This is a genomic window from Xanthomonas fragariae, from assembly GCF_900183975.1.
GTDB lineage: Bacteria > Pseudomonadota > Gammaproteobacteria > Xanthomonadales > Xanthomonadaceae > Xanthomonas > Xanthomonas fragariae.
Genome location: NZ_LT853882.1, coordinates 2,952,965 through 2,967,916 on the forward strand (window position 1 = coordinate 2,952,965; position 14,952 = coordinate 2,967,916).

Genomic DNA, 14,952 nt, shown 5'->3' on the forward strand with positions numbered 1-14,952 from the left:
GAGTGGGAGAAAGCATGCAAGAACGCAGGCGAAGACGATGTCGATCTCATTGGCGTGCCTTGGCCTGCTTCAGCAACTTGCGGATGTTGAGGATGGCAATGACATCGCGACGGAACGCCGGCCAGATCGCCAACGCCAGCAAGCAGACCGCCGCCATCGCGGCCGCACCGACAGCCAGCTGCTGCCACAGCGGGCCACCGACGGTGATGGATGCGTAATACGCGCACACCCCCGCCACGCCATACGCGGTCATCGCACGCACCGCATTGGTGAACAGTGCAACCACCGGTGCGTCGGAGATCTTGCCGACCCAGACCAGCGACAACGGCCAGGTCACCAGCAGGCCGAACGAGTAGCCGATCGCCACGCCCATCGCGCCCCAGCGCGAGCCGACGAAGATGCAGCCGATCAGCACGATGCGGCTGACCAACGAGAACAGCAGCTGCGCGCGCATCAGGCCCCTGGCAAGAAACACCCAGTAGGTCGCGTAGGACGCGGTCTGGAAAATACCGCCCAGCGTCAGCACCTGGAACAGGGGCACCGCCTCGCGCCACTGCTCGCCCAGCACCAGCACGATCAGCGGCATGGCCAACGCGCAGGCGAAGGCGAACAGCGCAACGATCAGATGCACCATCACCGTCTGCCCGCGCAGCAGGAAGGCGCTGAAGCGTTCGCGGTCGTCCTGCAGCTGCGACAACACCGGCAACGCCACGCTGGTGGCCGGCGCGTTGATCTGATTCAACGGCATCATCAACAGCTGAAACGCACGGTTGTACAGGCCCAGTGCGTCCGGGCCGGTGCGCCAGCCGATGATGACCTGGCCGACGTTGCGGCTGGCATAGCCCAGCAACTGCGCAGCCATCAGGTTCCAGCCGAAGCTCATGAAGTCGCGCATCGGCGCCGAGCGTTGGTACCCGCCCGGCAACCAGCGTGCACAGCTCGCCGCGATGATGAAATTGACCACCGCCTGCACCACCTGCTGCACCACCAGCGCCCAATAGCCCCAGCCCAGCAAGGCGGCAGCGACGGCCGCGCCCAGGCCCAGCACCTGCGATCCCACATCGCTGAGCGCGACCTGGCCGAACCGCAGCCCGCGGCTCAGATGGGCGCGGTACTGCGTGGTCATGCCGTTGATCAAGAAGGTCACCGCCAGCGCCTGGGAGATCGTCACCAGCGCCGGTTCTTTATAGAAATTGGCGATCACATGGGCAGAGGCGTACACCACCACCGACAACGACAAGCCGATGCCGCTGTTGATCCAGAACAGGTTGTCGCGTTGCTCGCGGCTGACATGCTTGGCCTGCACGGCAGCGGCAGACAGGCCGAAATCGCGCAGGATCTCGGCCGCACCGACAATCGCGGTGACCATCGCCATCAAGCCGTAGTCGTAAGGCGTCAGCAGGCGCGCCAGCAGAATGATGCCGCCGAACTGCACGACCATCTTGGCCGACTGGCCGATCATGGTCACCGCTGCCCCACCGGCGGCGCGCGAACCGAGGCTGCGCTGTGGCGGCGGCGTGGGGGATTTCATCGTTGGGATCTCTGCGGTCACAGCGCGGCGTCTCCATCCTTGCCGAGCGCTTCCAGGTAGGTGCGGTAGTGCAGCTGTCCGATCCGTGGCCAGTCACGTTGCGAGAGATCCGGCGCCGGGCCGCGCGGCGCGGCACGCACCTGGTCCAACATGCCGGTCAGCAGCGCCGCATCGAATTCGCCTTCATAGAGAAACACCCAGCCCGGCCCCACTTCTTCGGCAATCGCCGCATTGGATTCGCTCCACGGTGCCAGCACCGGGCGCGCCAGCGACAACGCCAGCAACAAGGTGCCGGAGTTGTGCATCTGCCGGTACGGCAGCACCACCAGCTCGGCCTCGCTGACTTCGCGTGCCAGCACCGGTTCTTCGACATAGGCCAGCAAGGCGCTCACACGCGGATCCTGCGCGCAGGCCTCTTCCACCAGGCTACGCATCTGCGGCGTGGCCGGGTTGCCGACGATACGCAGCTTCAGGCGCGGATCGTCGACCTGACGCATCACCTCCAGCAGCGTTTCCACGCCCTTGTACGGGCGGATCAGGCCGAAATGCAGCAGCCGCCCCGGAACCGGCGTGCCTTGCGGCATCTTTGCAAACCACTCGCGATAATGGCCGTGCAGGATGGTGTCGGTGAATGGCGGTCGCGGTGGCGTGGTCGCGTTGATGCGGATCCAGCGACGCGTCAGCCGGTCGATCCAGCGCAACAGGCCGCGCTCGCGCCAGCCGCGATCCTCGTGCGGTACCAAGTTGTGCAAGGTGCGCACCACCGGCGTGCCGGTCAGCTGCAGCTTGAGCAGCAACAGCGCTGCACACATCTGCTTGGCCAGGGTGCCGACCGCGCTGGGATGGCGCAGCAGATATTCCGGCCAATGCAGATGCAGCACGTCGTAGCGCGACAACAGCGCATCGCGCATCGAAAAGAAGCGCGGCTGCACTGCAGCGGGCAGCGATGCGTAAAGCTGAGTCAGATACGGATTGGTGCTGGCATTGGGCTTCTCGGTGGAGAACAGCACGGTGACCTGCGGCTGCGCGGACGCAAGCGCAGTCGTTGCCGATGCAGGCGCGCTCATCGCACTGCCTCCCGAGTACGGCGGGTGCCCAACGCGGTGTGGTACTCGTCGATGTAACGCCCGACCACATGCTTCCAGTCGTAGCGGCTCACGTACGCCATCGACGCTGCACGACGCGTATCGAAATCGGCATCCGCTTGCAGCGCCAGCGCCTGCACCTGATCTGCGGCCGCATCGATCCGGTCGCGGTTGACGATCACGCCCTGCCCCGATTCGCTGGCAAGACGCACGAACGGCGGGATGTCGCTGAGGATCGGAATCAGGCCGGCACTCATCGCCTCGACCGCAGCGATGCCAAAGCCTTCATGGCGCGACAGGCAGACAAAGAACTGCGCCTGCTGCATCAGGCTGCGCAACTGCTCCTGCGACGGCGACATGCTGAGCTGCACCTTGTCCTGCAAGCCCCGCTCGGCGATCGCCTTGCGCAGGTCGGCCTCGTTCAAATCGTATTCGCGCCCCGCGATGATCAAGCGCCACTGCGGGTCGCGCTGCAGTACCGCCTGCAGCAGCTCCAGGGTTTCGATCAGGCCCTTGTTCACCGACCAGCGGCCGAAATACATCATGGTCCGCCCCGGCGTCGCTGCACCCTGCCCTGCGTATTTCTCCACGTCCACGCCGTTTTCGATCACCCGCAAACGCGCCGGCGACACCACCTTGGCGAACAGCTCGCCGTCGTTCTCGCTGGTGGCGATCACCCGCGCATACGCCAATGCCGAGGTGCGGGTGAGCGTCTGAAACCATAGCTGCTTCATCCGCGAGGCATACGCCGTGTGGAAGAAGCCGCCGTGGGTGGACACCACCATCGGCTTGCCATGCAGCGGCCTGGTCAGCGCCAGATAGTCGTAGAAAAAATCGATGCCGTGCAGGTGCACCAGATCGGCCGAGCGGATTGCGCTCAGCACGGACGGCGCCAACGGATAACGCGATGAGCCGCGATAACCGATGCGTCGGATCGGCAAGCCCTGATACGTCTCCTGCTGCGCAAGTTGCGCGCTCGGATCGGTAAACACCCGATCCAGGGTCACGACCTCTACCGTATCGGCACTGGTGGCCTGGTGTTGCCGGGCCACATTGAGAACGACTTCCTCCATGCCTCCGATCGAAGGATGGAATTGGCGGACGACATGCACCACTTTCATTACGCCAATCTCCTGTGCCAGCGACGCAGACACATCTGCATGCTCGGCTGATCATTCTGGAAGCTCGTCATTTACGTTTCAATCCCAACATCCACGGCGCAACGCGCACCAACACCGCGCGCATCGGCACACTGACAGCGACAGCGAACGCGCTCAGGCCCATCGCCCAGGCCGGTGTGCCGATCAGGCTGCGTGCGATCACACCCGTTCGTGCCACCACACTGGTAAGCACCAGGAACACCAATGTGTGCGTGCACAGGATCAGCAAGGTATTGCCACCGATCCACTGCAGCCAACGCCACTGTCGAACGAAATACGCCACGCACAAGGTCATCGCGGTGCCCAGCAGGCTGACCAGCAGGAACACCGCAGCGGAATGCCCGAACTGCAGATTGTTCACATCCACTTGCACGTTCCATCCGGCCAGCCACCACCACGCTGCCGCCAGCACCGGCAGTGCCAACGCCCACACCGAGGCGCCAAGCGCGCGCAGTGCATCGGCATAACGCGACAGCCATCCGCCCACGGCGATGAAGAACAGCGCCACAGGCAATACATCCAGCGCCAACGGAAGCCGCAGGTGCAACGACGGAAACCAGCCTGCCCATGCCAACGCGAGTAACAGGCTTGCTGCCGCCAGGGCCGCCGTCGTCAGGCGCGTGCGCAAGGCGATATAGGCCAGCGTGGTGACGAACAAGGCCGGCAGGAACCACAACGCCGGAAGCACGTACAGACGCGTGCCGTTGGCCCAGAACAGGCCGACAAACGGATCCCACCACGGCAGCACATGCGATGGATGCGCCGCGCGGCTGGTCACTCCCATCAGCAACCAGCAGGCGTAGGCCACCAGGAAAAACGCGACATAGGGAACCAGCAACGTGCGCGCCAACTTCGCGATCGTTGACACCGTCATTGCGCGGTGGCCGAAGCGCTCGCCCACCCAGCCGGACAGCACGAAAAACAGCGGCACATGAAAACTGTAGGCAAACAACTTGTAGGCGGCCGGCATGCCGTTGGCATGCCCCAAAACCACCAGGACGATCGCCAGCGCCTTTGCTGCATCGATCTGCCAATCGCGGGCCAATGCAGGCGCCGGCGCGGCCTTGGCACCCAGGCCGTCGTGCCTGGCCGCGTTGGAATACGGTGCGGTGGTCATGGCGCAGCGCCGCTCATGCCGCCACCGGGCGGGCACCCAGGGTCCACGGCGCAAAACGCATCAGCAACCAGAGCAGCGGCACGCACGCCAGCAGCGCAAACACCGTCACGAACACTGCCCAGCCCAGGCCCGGACGCGAGGCAGCGAATCCGCCGGCCAGCGCCGCGACACCGGAGAGCACGAAGAACACCAGCATATGGGTGCACAGGATCAGCAAGGTATTGCGGCCGATCCACTGTATCCAGGCCCAGCCCTGCACCAACCGTGCGGCACAGATCACCATCAGTGAGCCGAGTACTGCGCTGACCACAAACCCGGCGTGGTTGCGGCCGAACTCCAGCATGTTGACGTCGATGCGGCCATTACGACCGGCCAGCCAGGCCACCGGCAGCACGAGCAGCACCGTCGCCAGCGCGCTGACCGGCAAGGAGCTCGGCAGACGTGCGGAAACGTGGATCAGCAAGGCGCCCAGCGCGTAGAAGCACAGCGACACCGGTAGAACGTCCAGGCCGAAAAAAAGCCGTACCTGCTGGCCCGGAAACCAGCGCATCCAGCACCAAGCCAGAATCAACGACGCCACCGCGATCACCACCGGCGACAGCCAGCGGCGCAGTACCACGTAGCTCAGCACCGTCACCAGCATCACCGGCAGGAACCACAGCGGGGGCTGCACATACAGATCGGGGCCGATGCCGGTGAACATCGCCACGATCGGCTCCCACCACGGATGGCTGCCCCAGCGCGCCGCCTTCTCGCCGATATTGCGCGTCAGCAACCAGTACGCGTAACCGAGCAGATAAAACGTCACATACGGCAGCAACAGGCTGCGTGCCTGCTTGCTGATGGTCTGCGGCAAGCCGGTGGTCCGCGACGCATAGCCAGCCGCCAGCCAGCCGGACACCATGAAAAACAGCGGTACATGAAAGCTGTAGGCAAACAACGTCATCGCATGCGGCACGCCCCTGGCGTGGCAGAACACCACCAACAGAATCGCCAGGGCTTTGGTGGCATCGATACGCGGGTCGCGGCTGCGCCCGCCGGTGGCAACGTACGCACCGACGACCGGTGCAACCGGCTGCGGTGCTTGCGTTGCCGCCACACTCATCGCATGCCTCCCGCGGGCAGTGGCAATCGCGCATCCTCGTCGGCCGGATCCTGTCTGGGCAGCTGCGCAGCGCTGGCAGCAGACCAGGTCGGCCGCATGTGCCACAGGCAGCCGCACACGAACCACCACAATGCCGACGTCTTGATCGAGAAGTAGCCGTTGGACACCAGCAGGCTCAGCGCGAATGCAAAGATTGCCAGGTTCTTGAACAACTGCCCTTCCTTGCTCGGCATCAACAACAGGAACGAATACGACAGCAGGAAGGCGAGTACGCCGACGATCGACTGCGATGCGATGAAGTAGGCAATACCGCTGTCGAAGTAACGGTACGCCTGCGCAAAATCCAGGCCCATCCACGAGTTGAAGGACAGGTTGTTCATCGAATTGACGGTGAAGAAGATCCGGCCCATCGTGTTGTCCTGATAGGCCGTGATCCCGGTGATCCACACCAGCAACCACGCCGTCATGATCACGAGCAGAAAGACCAGGAACGCCAGCCGTTGATCCAGGCGTTTCAACAGCGGCGACAGCAGCACCATCAGCACGCAGGTACCCGCCGCAAGTCGTCCGTCGGAGGCCACGACCATGAAACCGATCAAACCGACCGACAGGATCAGCATCGAGGGCCGCATCCAGCGCCAGAACACCAGCACGATCGCGGTAAAGAAGCAGATGTAGTTACCCATCGTCACCGGCTCGATGAACATCGAGGAGGCGCGGGGAAGATTGGAGCCTGGCAGGAAGTTACGCTCGCCCGGTCGCGTGGCGCTGACGAACAGGTTGCTGTCTTCGTTCCAGAACCCTTCCGCGCTCATGCCGCGCGCGTTGACGAAGAAGCTCTTCGGGTTGACCAGATCGCCATACGCGCTGGGCATCGCCAGTTCGAACGCGGCAACCAACGACACGATGATGGTCATGCGAATGAACAGCTTTGGCAGCGAGCCGGTGTAGGCCGAACCTAATACGACGAAAGCGAACACTACAAGCGCATCGCGAAAAAACTTTGGGTCGATCTGCCAGTTCATCAAAAAGCGCACGAACATCAACGTAACAATCAGCCCCAAGCCACTGATGACCAATGCGATGCGCTTGCGGCTCATTGAACCCAGACCGAGCACAAAACAGGCCGCGTAGACTATGAACTCAACCGCATAGGTGATCACCGGGCGCACTGCGAACACGTTCGCGTTGATCAAGGCCAGCACCAGATTGTAACCGACGCCGACCAACAGCGTGAACTCGATCAACAAGTTGTGCCAGCGGACGCGGGTCTCATCGCTCATTCGGATCAGCATGCAGACGCCTGCTCGGAAAGAGCGGCTGCGATGCAGCCGCCCGCGGCGCTATACGCGCCAGGTCCCATACTCCCCGCCGCCATCAGTACGCGGTCTTCTGTCCGAACACACGCACTGCAGTAAGCACGATGATGCGGATATCCAGCCACAGTGACCAACGACGGATGTAGTCGAGGTCATACTGAATGCGCTTCTTCATCGTGCGCAGATCCGGGGTTTCGCCGCGGAAGCCGTTCACCTGTGCCCAGCCTGTGATGCCCGGCTTGACGTAGTGGCGCTGCATGTAGTGATTAATCAACTTTTCGTAGTGTGTGTTGTGCTGCGCGGCATGCGGACGCGGACCTACGATCGACATGCTGCCACCGAGCACGTTGAAGATTTGCGGCAACTCATCCAAGCTGCTGCGGCGCAGAAACGCACCGAAACGGGTAATGCGAGTGTCGTTTTTGGTCGCCTGCTGGATGGTTATGCCATGGTCGTCATGCACGCGCATTGAGCGGAATTTGTACATATAGAACTCGCGACCGCCCAGGCCGTGGCGGCGCTGGCGGAAGAACACCGGACCCGGCGAGCTCATTTTGACGCCGACTGCAATCGCAGCCATTAGCGGCCACAAGCTCATCAGGGCGATCACGGCCAGGATCTTATCCTGCAACGCCTTGGCAACCATGAAGTAGTTGTCGCGATCCACGCCGCCCTGGCGCAGGTTGATTACCGGAACGTTGCCGATTTGCTCGCCGGACTGGTTCAACAAACCGAAGTCGAATAGATCAGGCACCAGCTTTACGTTGATCGGATAACGATCCAGACGCTGCAGCAGCTGCTTGATGTGATCGCGCTCGCCCAGCGGCAGCGAGATCCAGACCTGCTCGACCTGATTGTCCTTCAGATATTCGATCAACGCGTCCGGGTCGCCCAGGCATGGCAGGGAATGACGCTGTTCGGTCATGGCGATGTCGTACGGCGTACGGAAATAGCCGACCAGATTCATACCGACCCAAGGATTGCGGCTCAGGTAATGATTGATCTTCATCACCGGGTGGCGCAGACCGATCACCACCACCCGCTGGACGTCCACACCTTGGGTACGCAGATGATTCAAGAAGCCGCGCAACAAGGTGCGCGCCGCCACCAGCGAAACCAAGCCGCCGACGAACCACAGGCCGATCCATCCACGCGACACCTGCTCGCCCACCTGCACGATCAGTGCGTGCACCGCGAATAGCGCAAACACACCGCCAAATGCCCCACCCAGCACCATCAGCTCGCTCAGCAGGCCACGACCGCGCCAGCTTCGATAGAGCGGGAACAGGGCAAAGCAGATCACCGAATACAACAGGGTGGTGGCGATCGCGACCCGATAGGGTGCCGCCGGCACCCAGGAGCCAAAGACGATGCGATATGCCACCAGACCGGAGACCACGACCATGGTAAGGTCGAAGACACGCAAAACCAAGTCAGCTGCAGCCGAATATTTGGACAACAATCGAGGAGAGGATGTCGTGTAAGTCGCGCTACTCAAGTCTGCCAAAAGCATGGGGATGTCCTCCAAACTCGATACGGCGCATGCGGGGAAACATACGAGTCGCACGCGAGCTTTTAATCATCTCCGTCGAGCAATCACCGCGGTAATGCCTACCGACCCCAGATCACTCGACAGCCCTTTGTTTCAACAGAGACAAACCTTCAAACGAAGGAGCCCGAAACATACGGGATCCCACCTTTTCCACGCTGAATCAGTTGTCACTTCAATTAACCATCGTTTTGCAACATCACGATGTCAGTTCAGCCGTGTCTCCGGCCCATTGCCGCGCAAGAAGTACCGCACGAGGGCCACAGCCACGCCCAGAAATATGCCAAAGATGAGTCCTAAAGCGAGGTTCAATGTGAGTTTCGGCGAAGTCTTCGACGTAGGCACGTCTGCGGTATCGACAATGGTCACGTTGTTGACGCCAACGTTGCTGGCAACACCGATCTCTTTGTAGCGCTGCAAGAGCGCATCGTAGAGCTGGCGGTTGGTATCGACGTCGCGCTTAAGCATGTTGTAACGGATGCTGCGGCCCTGCAGATCCAGCTCGTTGTTACGCAAACCTGCAATGCGCTGGTTAAGCAGTTCTTCCTGATGAACCGACGCTTCATAAGTCGCCTTCAACGACTGACGGATGTTAATCACCTCACCATTGATCTGACGACGCGACTCTTCGATCTGCGCATTGAGGCGCTGCATTTCCGGGTAGTCAGGCTTGAAGGTCGACAGCTTCTGCTGATATTCGGTCGTCAGGCGGATCTGCTCGGCACGCAAGCTCTGGATCAGCGGATTGCTGAGCACCTGCGGCAGCGACATGGCATCGCCGCTCGCGGCCTGACGCCAGGAGGCCTCAGTCTTGATACGAGCGTCCTGCGCCGATGCCAGCAGCGCGTTGAGATCGGTCAGATTCTGTGCGGGCAGCGACGGCTTGTCGTCGCCCACCGACACGATCTGCTCATCGGTCGAATACGAGACCAGATCCTTCTCCGAGTCTTCCACCTTGGCGCGCAGCTGCTCCAAACGTTCGGACAGGAACTGGCTCGCGAACGAAGACGCCTTTATGCGGCGCTCCTGCGTGCTGACGATGAACACCTTGGGATAGGTATTGGCGATCTTGGCTGCTAGCACCGGGTCCGACGAATCGTAATTGACGTAGACCAGACGCGAATTGAGGATCGGCTCGACCACCAGGCCGGCCAGCAAGGTGTCGGTCAAGCTGCGCTCGACGATCGCCCGACGCGAATCAATCGATTTGCCGGCTTCCGGGTTTTTGGCAGCCGCCTTTTCCAATGCTTTGGCGACCTGCTCCTTGAACGCAGGCTCCTGATCGAGCTTAGCTTCGCGGATCACTGCACGCGCCAGCGAACGGCTCTGCAGCAACTGGTATTGGGTCTGATAGAAATCGCGATCCTGCGGCGACTCCACCGGCATCAGGTTGTCGACATTCACCACGTTGAGCGAGTCTCGCTCGATCTGCAGCGTGCTGGTCGCACGATACTTCTCGGGCATCAGAAAGGTGATGCCAAGGGCAAGCAACACTGCGCCAACGGTGATCAGGACGATCAGCCAACACTGCGACACCAGCGCGCGCCAGTAGTCGATCAGACCCACATCCGCCAGCTCGAGATGCCCGTGGCGATGAGACGAAGAGGAACGATTGTCGGAATTCATGCTCATCGGTAAGCGCGCCAAACCATCACAAGAGGGGTCAGTTCCAGCATGGTGCGCAACCAGATGCGCGCATCCGAGCGGTACACCACGACGATGTCGCCGCCGTAGATCTCAGGATCCGGATTGGCTCCCTTCTCGATCGCGGTCAGGTCAAATCGCGCGATCATCTTTTGCCCATTGACCGTGCGGAACACGATGACGTTGCGGCGGCTGGCGACCGTACTCACGCCTTTGGCCTGCGCAATCGCCTGCTGTAGGGTCAGGTTGGCGCCGATGACCGGGTAGATACCAGGCTCGTCGACCGCACCGGTCACCGTGACGCGACGGCCATTGGACTCCTGCACGAAGACCGACACCTGCGGATTCTGCAGGTAGCCGGCGCGGTACCGGTCGGCCACCATTTTTTCGAGTTCACCGACTCCCATGCCGGTGGCCACAACGTCGCCGATCAAAGGCAACGAGATGTGACCATTCTGGTCGATGCGAACCTGCCGCTCCAGATCGTCGACCTGGAATACCTTGACCAGCAGCAAGTCGCCCGGAGAGAGTCGATACTCTGGCTGCACTGCCGACATTGCGAGCGGGTCGGGAAGCGGTAATGAGGACGCCATATCCTTACCGGTGCTGCAAGCGCCCAGTGCCATCGAGCAGATCCACGCCAAGCTGATACCTTGGCAGAATCGTCTGATCAGTTTCTTCATGCGTGTGGCTGGCAGCCTCGGTTGGGTGGGACAGGACCTCGCGCAGCATTCAACCGGCCAACGCACCAGCACGAACGTACGACAGAGAAATTTTTCCCGAACACATCGGGAGCACGACAGGTATGGCGTGCTGCACTGCACTATGGCATAGAACCAACACATCGCAAGATGCTGCACGCCATTTTTTTGACGACGTTGGCCTATTGATTCAAGTTCGTCATTATCACATTGACAAAACGTGACACACGTACTGTTAGTACGCTACTGATTTAGAGCGTTTTCGGGTACTTAGCGCCGTTCTCTGAACGAGGTCCATAGGAGGCCGGATTGCTGCAAACGGACTCTGCCACTCAATTTTTGAGGTTCTCCACTATGCCGATGTACGTATCGTGTTATCGATATGACAACAGCAAATTGCACGCTGCAGCGCAGCAAAAAGCCCATGTCACGAAACATGGGCTTGATGTTTGGTCGGGGTAGCCGGATTCGAACCGACGACCACTAGTCCCCCAGACTAGTGCGCTACCAGGCTGCGCTATACCCCGAAAATACTGCATCCCGCCACTAGGACGGCCTGCGATTATAGCGAGTTTATGAAACGTTTTCCTAGCGCCGCAGCAGTTGCAGGACTTCTTCCAGCTCCATCAGCACCTGCTTGATGATCTGGTTGCTCAGCGCCGACTCGCTCTTGGCACCGTCACCTTCCAGGCGCAGGCGCGCACCGCCAATGGTATAGCCCTGCTCATACAGCAGGCCCCGAATCTGGCGCACCATCAGCACGTCATGACGCTGGTAATAACGTCGATTGCCCCGCCGCTTGACCGGCTCCAGGCTCGGAAATTCCGTCTCCCAATACCGCAGCACATGCGGTTTGACGTCGCACAGCTCGCTAACTTCGCCAATGGTGAAGTAGCGCTTCGCCGGGATCGGCGGTAGCTCGCGATTACTGCCCGGATCCAGCATAAGCCTCCACCCGCTCCTTGAGCTTCTGGCCCGGACGGAAGGTCACCACCGTACGTGCCGAGATCGGAATTTCCTCACCGGTCTTGGGATTGCGACCAGGTCGTTGATTCTTGCGTCGCAGATCAAAATTGCCGAAACCGGACAGCTTCACCTGACGGCCCTGCTCCAGCGCATCGCGCAGCACGTCGAAGAACGCATCGACAAATTCCTTTGCCTCGCGCTTGTTCAGGCCGACCTCGTCGAATAGACGTTCGGCCATCTCCGCTTTCGTCAATGCCATGCCAATCCCCTGGTTACCGCCTCAACTCCGAATCCGGGCGCGATGCTCGCGCTCGATCACGGCGACCACATCGGTAACAACCGCATCCACATCCCGGTCGGTGAGAGTGCGCGAGTCATCCTGCAAAATCAAGCCCATAGCCAGACTCTTGAAACCTGGCTCGACCCCTTGCCCGACATAACGGTCGAACAACTGCACCTCGCGCAACAGCGGCCCGACCGTGGCCCGTACGGTGGCCGACAGCGCTGCCCAGGTCACCTCTTCCGGCACCAGAAAAGCCAGATCGCGCCGCACCGAAGGGAATCGCGACAACTCGCCGGCACGCGGCAGCGCGCGTTGCACCAACGGCTTCAGCTGCAGCTCGAACGCAATCACGTCCACATCGATGTCCAACACCTTGGCCAGACGCGGATGCACCTGCCCGATCCAGCCGATACAGGCGCCATCGCGGTAGATATCGGCCGACCGACCCGGATGCCCGAACGGTTGCGTCGACGGCTGGAACTCCAGCACCGCGCCACTGGCCGCAGCCAGTGCCACCAGATCGCCTTTCAAGTCGTGAAAGTCCACCTTGCGCGCTGACTCGCCCCACTGCAGTGCCAAGGCATCACCGCACACCGCCGCGGCGACATGCTGCGACTCCTGCGGAGCTGCGCCAGTTTCGGCGGCAGCGGCAAACACCTTGCCCAGCTCGAACAGGCGCACGCGCCCGGCCTGACGGGCAGCGTTGCGGCCCAACGTTGCCACCAGGCCTGGCAACAAGCACGGACGCATGATTGCCAGCTCGGCGCTGAGCGGATTGGCCAACGGCACCAAGCCGTCAGTCAGCTGCCAGCGCTCCAACAACGTGGCGTCGACGAAAGCGTAATTGATAGTTTCCTGCAGTTCGCGCGCGACCAGTTGGCGACGCACGCTGAGCTCGTCCAGTTGGGTTTCGCTCGGCATCGCGATGCGGCTTGCACCGCCGGGCAACGTGGCCGGCACGCGGTCATAACCATGGATGCGCGCCAGCTCTTCGATCAAATCTTCTTCGATGGCGATGTCGAAGCGACGGCTCGGCGCTACGACCTGCCAGCCCTCGGCGAACGCTTCGAGTTGCATACCGAGCGCACTCAGAATACGTACAACATCGGCATCGTCGATCTGGATGCCGAGCACGCGCGCAATCCGCGCACGACGCAGCAAGATGCGCGATGGTTGGGACAAATGCTGCGGCAATTGTGCATGCACCACCGGGCCCGGCGTGCCGCCAGCCAGTTCCAGCACCAGCCGCGTGGCCACTTCGACCGCTTGCGGCGGCAACGCCGGATCCACGCCACGCTCAAAGCGATGTCCGGCATCGGTATGCAGGCCAAGCTTGCGGCCACGGCCCATGATCGCGGCCGGATCGAAATACGCCGATTCCAGAAACACATTGCGCGTGGTCTTGGTGACGCACGTGTCTAACCCACCCATCAAGCCGGCCAATGCCACCGGCCGACCAGCGTCGGTAATGGTCAGGAAGCTGTCGTCCAACGTAACCTGACGCCCATCCAGCAACGCCAGCTGCTCACCACTGCGGGACCGCCGTACGCCGATCGGACCCTGCAAGGTATCCAGGTCGAAGACATGCATCGGCTGACCCAGTTCCAGCATCACGTACTGAGTAATATCCACCAGCAACGACACCGGACGCACGCCACTGCGGCGCAGCCGCTCGGCCAACCAAACCGGCGTCTTCGCAGCCGGGTCGATGCCTTCGATCACACGCCCGCAATAGCGCGGCGCCTCTTTGCCGGCATCCAGTTCCACCACCAGCGTGCGAGTCGACACCGGCGCTACCGCGCTCGCATCGAACGCCACCACTTCGCTGGCGCAGGCTGCAGCCACGTCGAACGCGATCCCGCGCAGGCTGAAACAGTCCGCGCGATTAGGCGTGAGTTTGATCTCGATGCTGGCATCTGGCAGCCCCAGATACTCGGCCAAGGCCTGTCCCACCGGCGCATCGTCCGGCAGCTCGAACAAGCCGGACGCATCGCTGTCCAGACTCAATTCCTTGGCCGAACACAGCATGCCGTTGGACACCACGCCACGCACCTTGGCTGCGGTGATAGTCAACGCACCGATCTGCGCACCGACCAGCGCCAACGGCGCCACCAGACCGGGGCGCGCATTGGGCGCACCACACACGATCTGCAGCAACTCGCCCTGCCCTGCATCGACGCTGCAGACCTGCAGACGATCGGCTTCAGGATGCCGCACCGCCGCGACAATGCGCGCTACTACCACCTGCCCCAAAGCCTCGCCCAACGGCGTGACCTCTTCGACCTCCAGACCGATCGCCGTCAGCGTCGCGGCAAGTTCGTCACGGGTCGTTTGGATGGGGACGTGGCTGCGCAGCCAATTTTCAGAGAATTTCATGGAGAGCCGGAAATAGGGAGCCGGAAATAGGGAATCGCAAAAGCGTGGTCGCCGGGCCTTCGGAAGGAAACCAGTAGAGCCATGCGGCTCTTGCCATGCACCATTCCCGAGCCCCG

General features: G+C 61.6%; 12 protein-coding genes and 1 tRNA gene. All 13 read right to left on the reverse strand.

Translation table 11 applies throughout. The features are described 5' to 3' along the window. Nucleotides 1–46 precede the first annotated feature (46 nt). Nucleotides 47–1,531, reverse strand: a complete 1,485-nt coding sequence (locus tag PD885_RS13650; protein WP_040762846.1) for a lipopolysaccharide biosynthesis protein — start codon at nt 1,529–1,531, stop codon at nt 47–49. Nucleotides 1,532–1,548: 17 nt separating this feature from the next. Continuing rightward, nucleotides 1,549–2,598 carry a glycosyltransferase gene (locus PD885_RS13655; protein ID WP_002811037.1) on the reverse strand — a complete coding sequence of 350 codons (1,050 nt, stop codon included), beginning with the start codon at nt 2,596–2,598 and terminating at the stop codon, nt 1,549–1,551. Next, a complete protein-coding gene (locus tag PD885_RS13660; RefSeq protein ID WP_002811041.1) occupies nt 2,595–3,737 on the reverse strand; it encodes a glycosyltransferase family 4 protein in 1,143 nt (380 codons plus the stop codon). Before PD885_RS13660 ends, PD885_RS13655 begins: the two co-directional genes overlap by 4 nt. A gap of 67 nt (nt 3,738–3,804) precedes the next feature. Next, a complete protein-coding gene (locus tag PD885_RS13665) occupies nt 3,805–4,893 on the reverse strand; it encodes an acyltransferase family protein (protein ID WP_088056937.1) in 1,089 nt (362 codons plus the stop codon). A gap of 13 nt (nt 4,894–4,906) precedes the next feature. Beyond that, nucleotides 4,907–5,998: an acyltransferase family protein gene (locus PD885_RS13670; protein ID WP_002811045.1), complete on the reverse strand. Its 1,092-nt coding sequence runs from the start codon at nt 5,996–5,998 to the stop codon at nt 4,907–4,909. Further along, a complete protein-coding gene (locus PD885_RS13675; protein ID WP_040762854.1) occupies nt 5,995–7,281 on the reverse strand; it encodes a hypothetical protein in 1,287 nt (428 codons plus the stop codon). The genes PD885_RS13670 and PD885_RS13675 overlap by 4 nt, the downstream gene beginning before the upstream one ends. Nucleotides 7,282–7,375: 94 nt before the next feature. Further along, nucleotides 7,376–8,830 (reverse strand): undecaprenyl-phosphate glucose phosphotransferase, encoded by a 1,455-nt coding sequence (locus tag PD885_RS13680; protein ID WP_002811048.1) that lies wholly within the window; start codon nt 8,828–8,830, stop codon nt 7,376–7,378. A gap of 243 nt (nt 8,831–9,073) precedes the next feature. Next, nucleotides 9,074–10,513, reverse strand: a complete 1,440-nt coding sequence (locus PD885_RS13685; protein WP_172402113.1) for a GumC family protein — start codon at nt 10,511–10,513, stop codon at nt 9,074–9,076. Then, a complete protein-coding gene (locus PD885_RS13690) occupies nt 10,495–11,193 on the reverse strand; it encodes a polysaccharide biosynthesis/export family protein (protein WP_002811052.1) in 699 nt (232 codons plus the stop codon). Before PD885_RS13690 ends, PD885_RS13685 begins: the two co-directional genes overlap by 19 nt. A gap of 468 nt (nt 11,194–11,661) precedes the next feature. After that, nucleotides 11,662–11,738, reverse strand: a tRNA-Pro gene (locus PD885_RS13695). Nucleotides 11,739–11,799: 61 nt separating this feature from the next. Then, nucleotides 11,800–12,156: a MerR family transcriptional regulator gene (locus PD885_RS13700; RefSeq protein ID WP_002811053.1), complete on the reverse strand. Its 357-nt coding sequence runs from the start codon at nt 12,154–12,156 to the stop codon at nt 11,800–11,802. After that, nucleotides 12,137–12,436, reverse strand: a complete 300-nt coding sequence (locus PD885_RS13705) for an integration host factor subunit alpha (protein ID WP_002811076.1) — start codon at nt 12,434–12,436, stop codon at nt 12,137–12,139. Before PD885_RS13705 ends, PD885_RS13700 begins: the two co-directional genes overlap by 20 nt. Nucleotides 12,437–12,457: 21 nt before the next feature. After that, nucleotides 12,458–14,836, reverse strand: a complete 2,379-nt coding sequence (gene pheT, locus PD885_RS13710) for a phenylalanine--tRNA ligase subunit beta (RefSeq protein ID WP_002811078.1) — start codon at nt 14,834–14,836, stop codon at nt 12,458–12,460. Nucleotides 14,837–14,952: the final 116 nt, after the last annotated feature.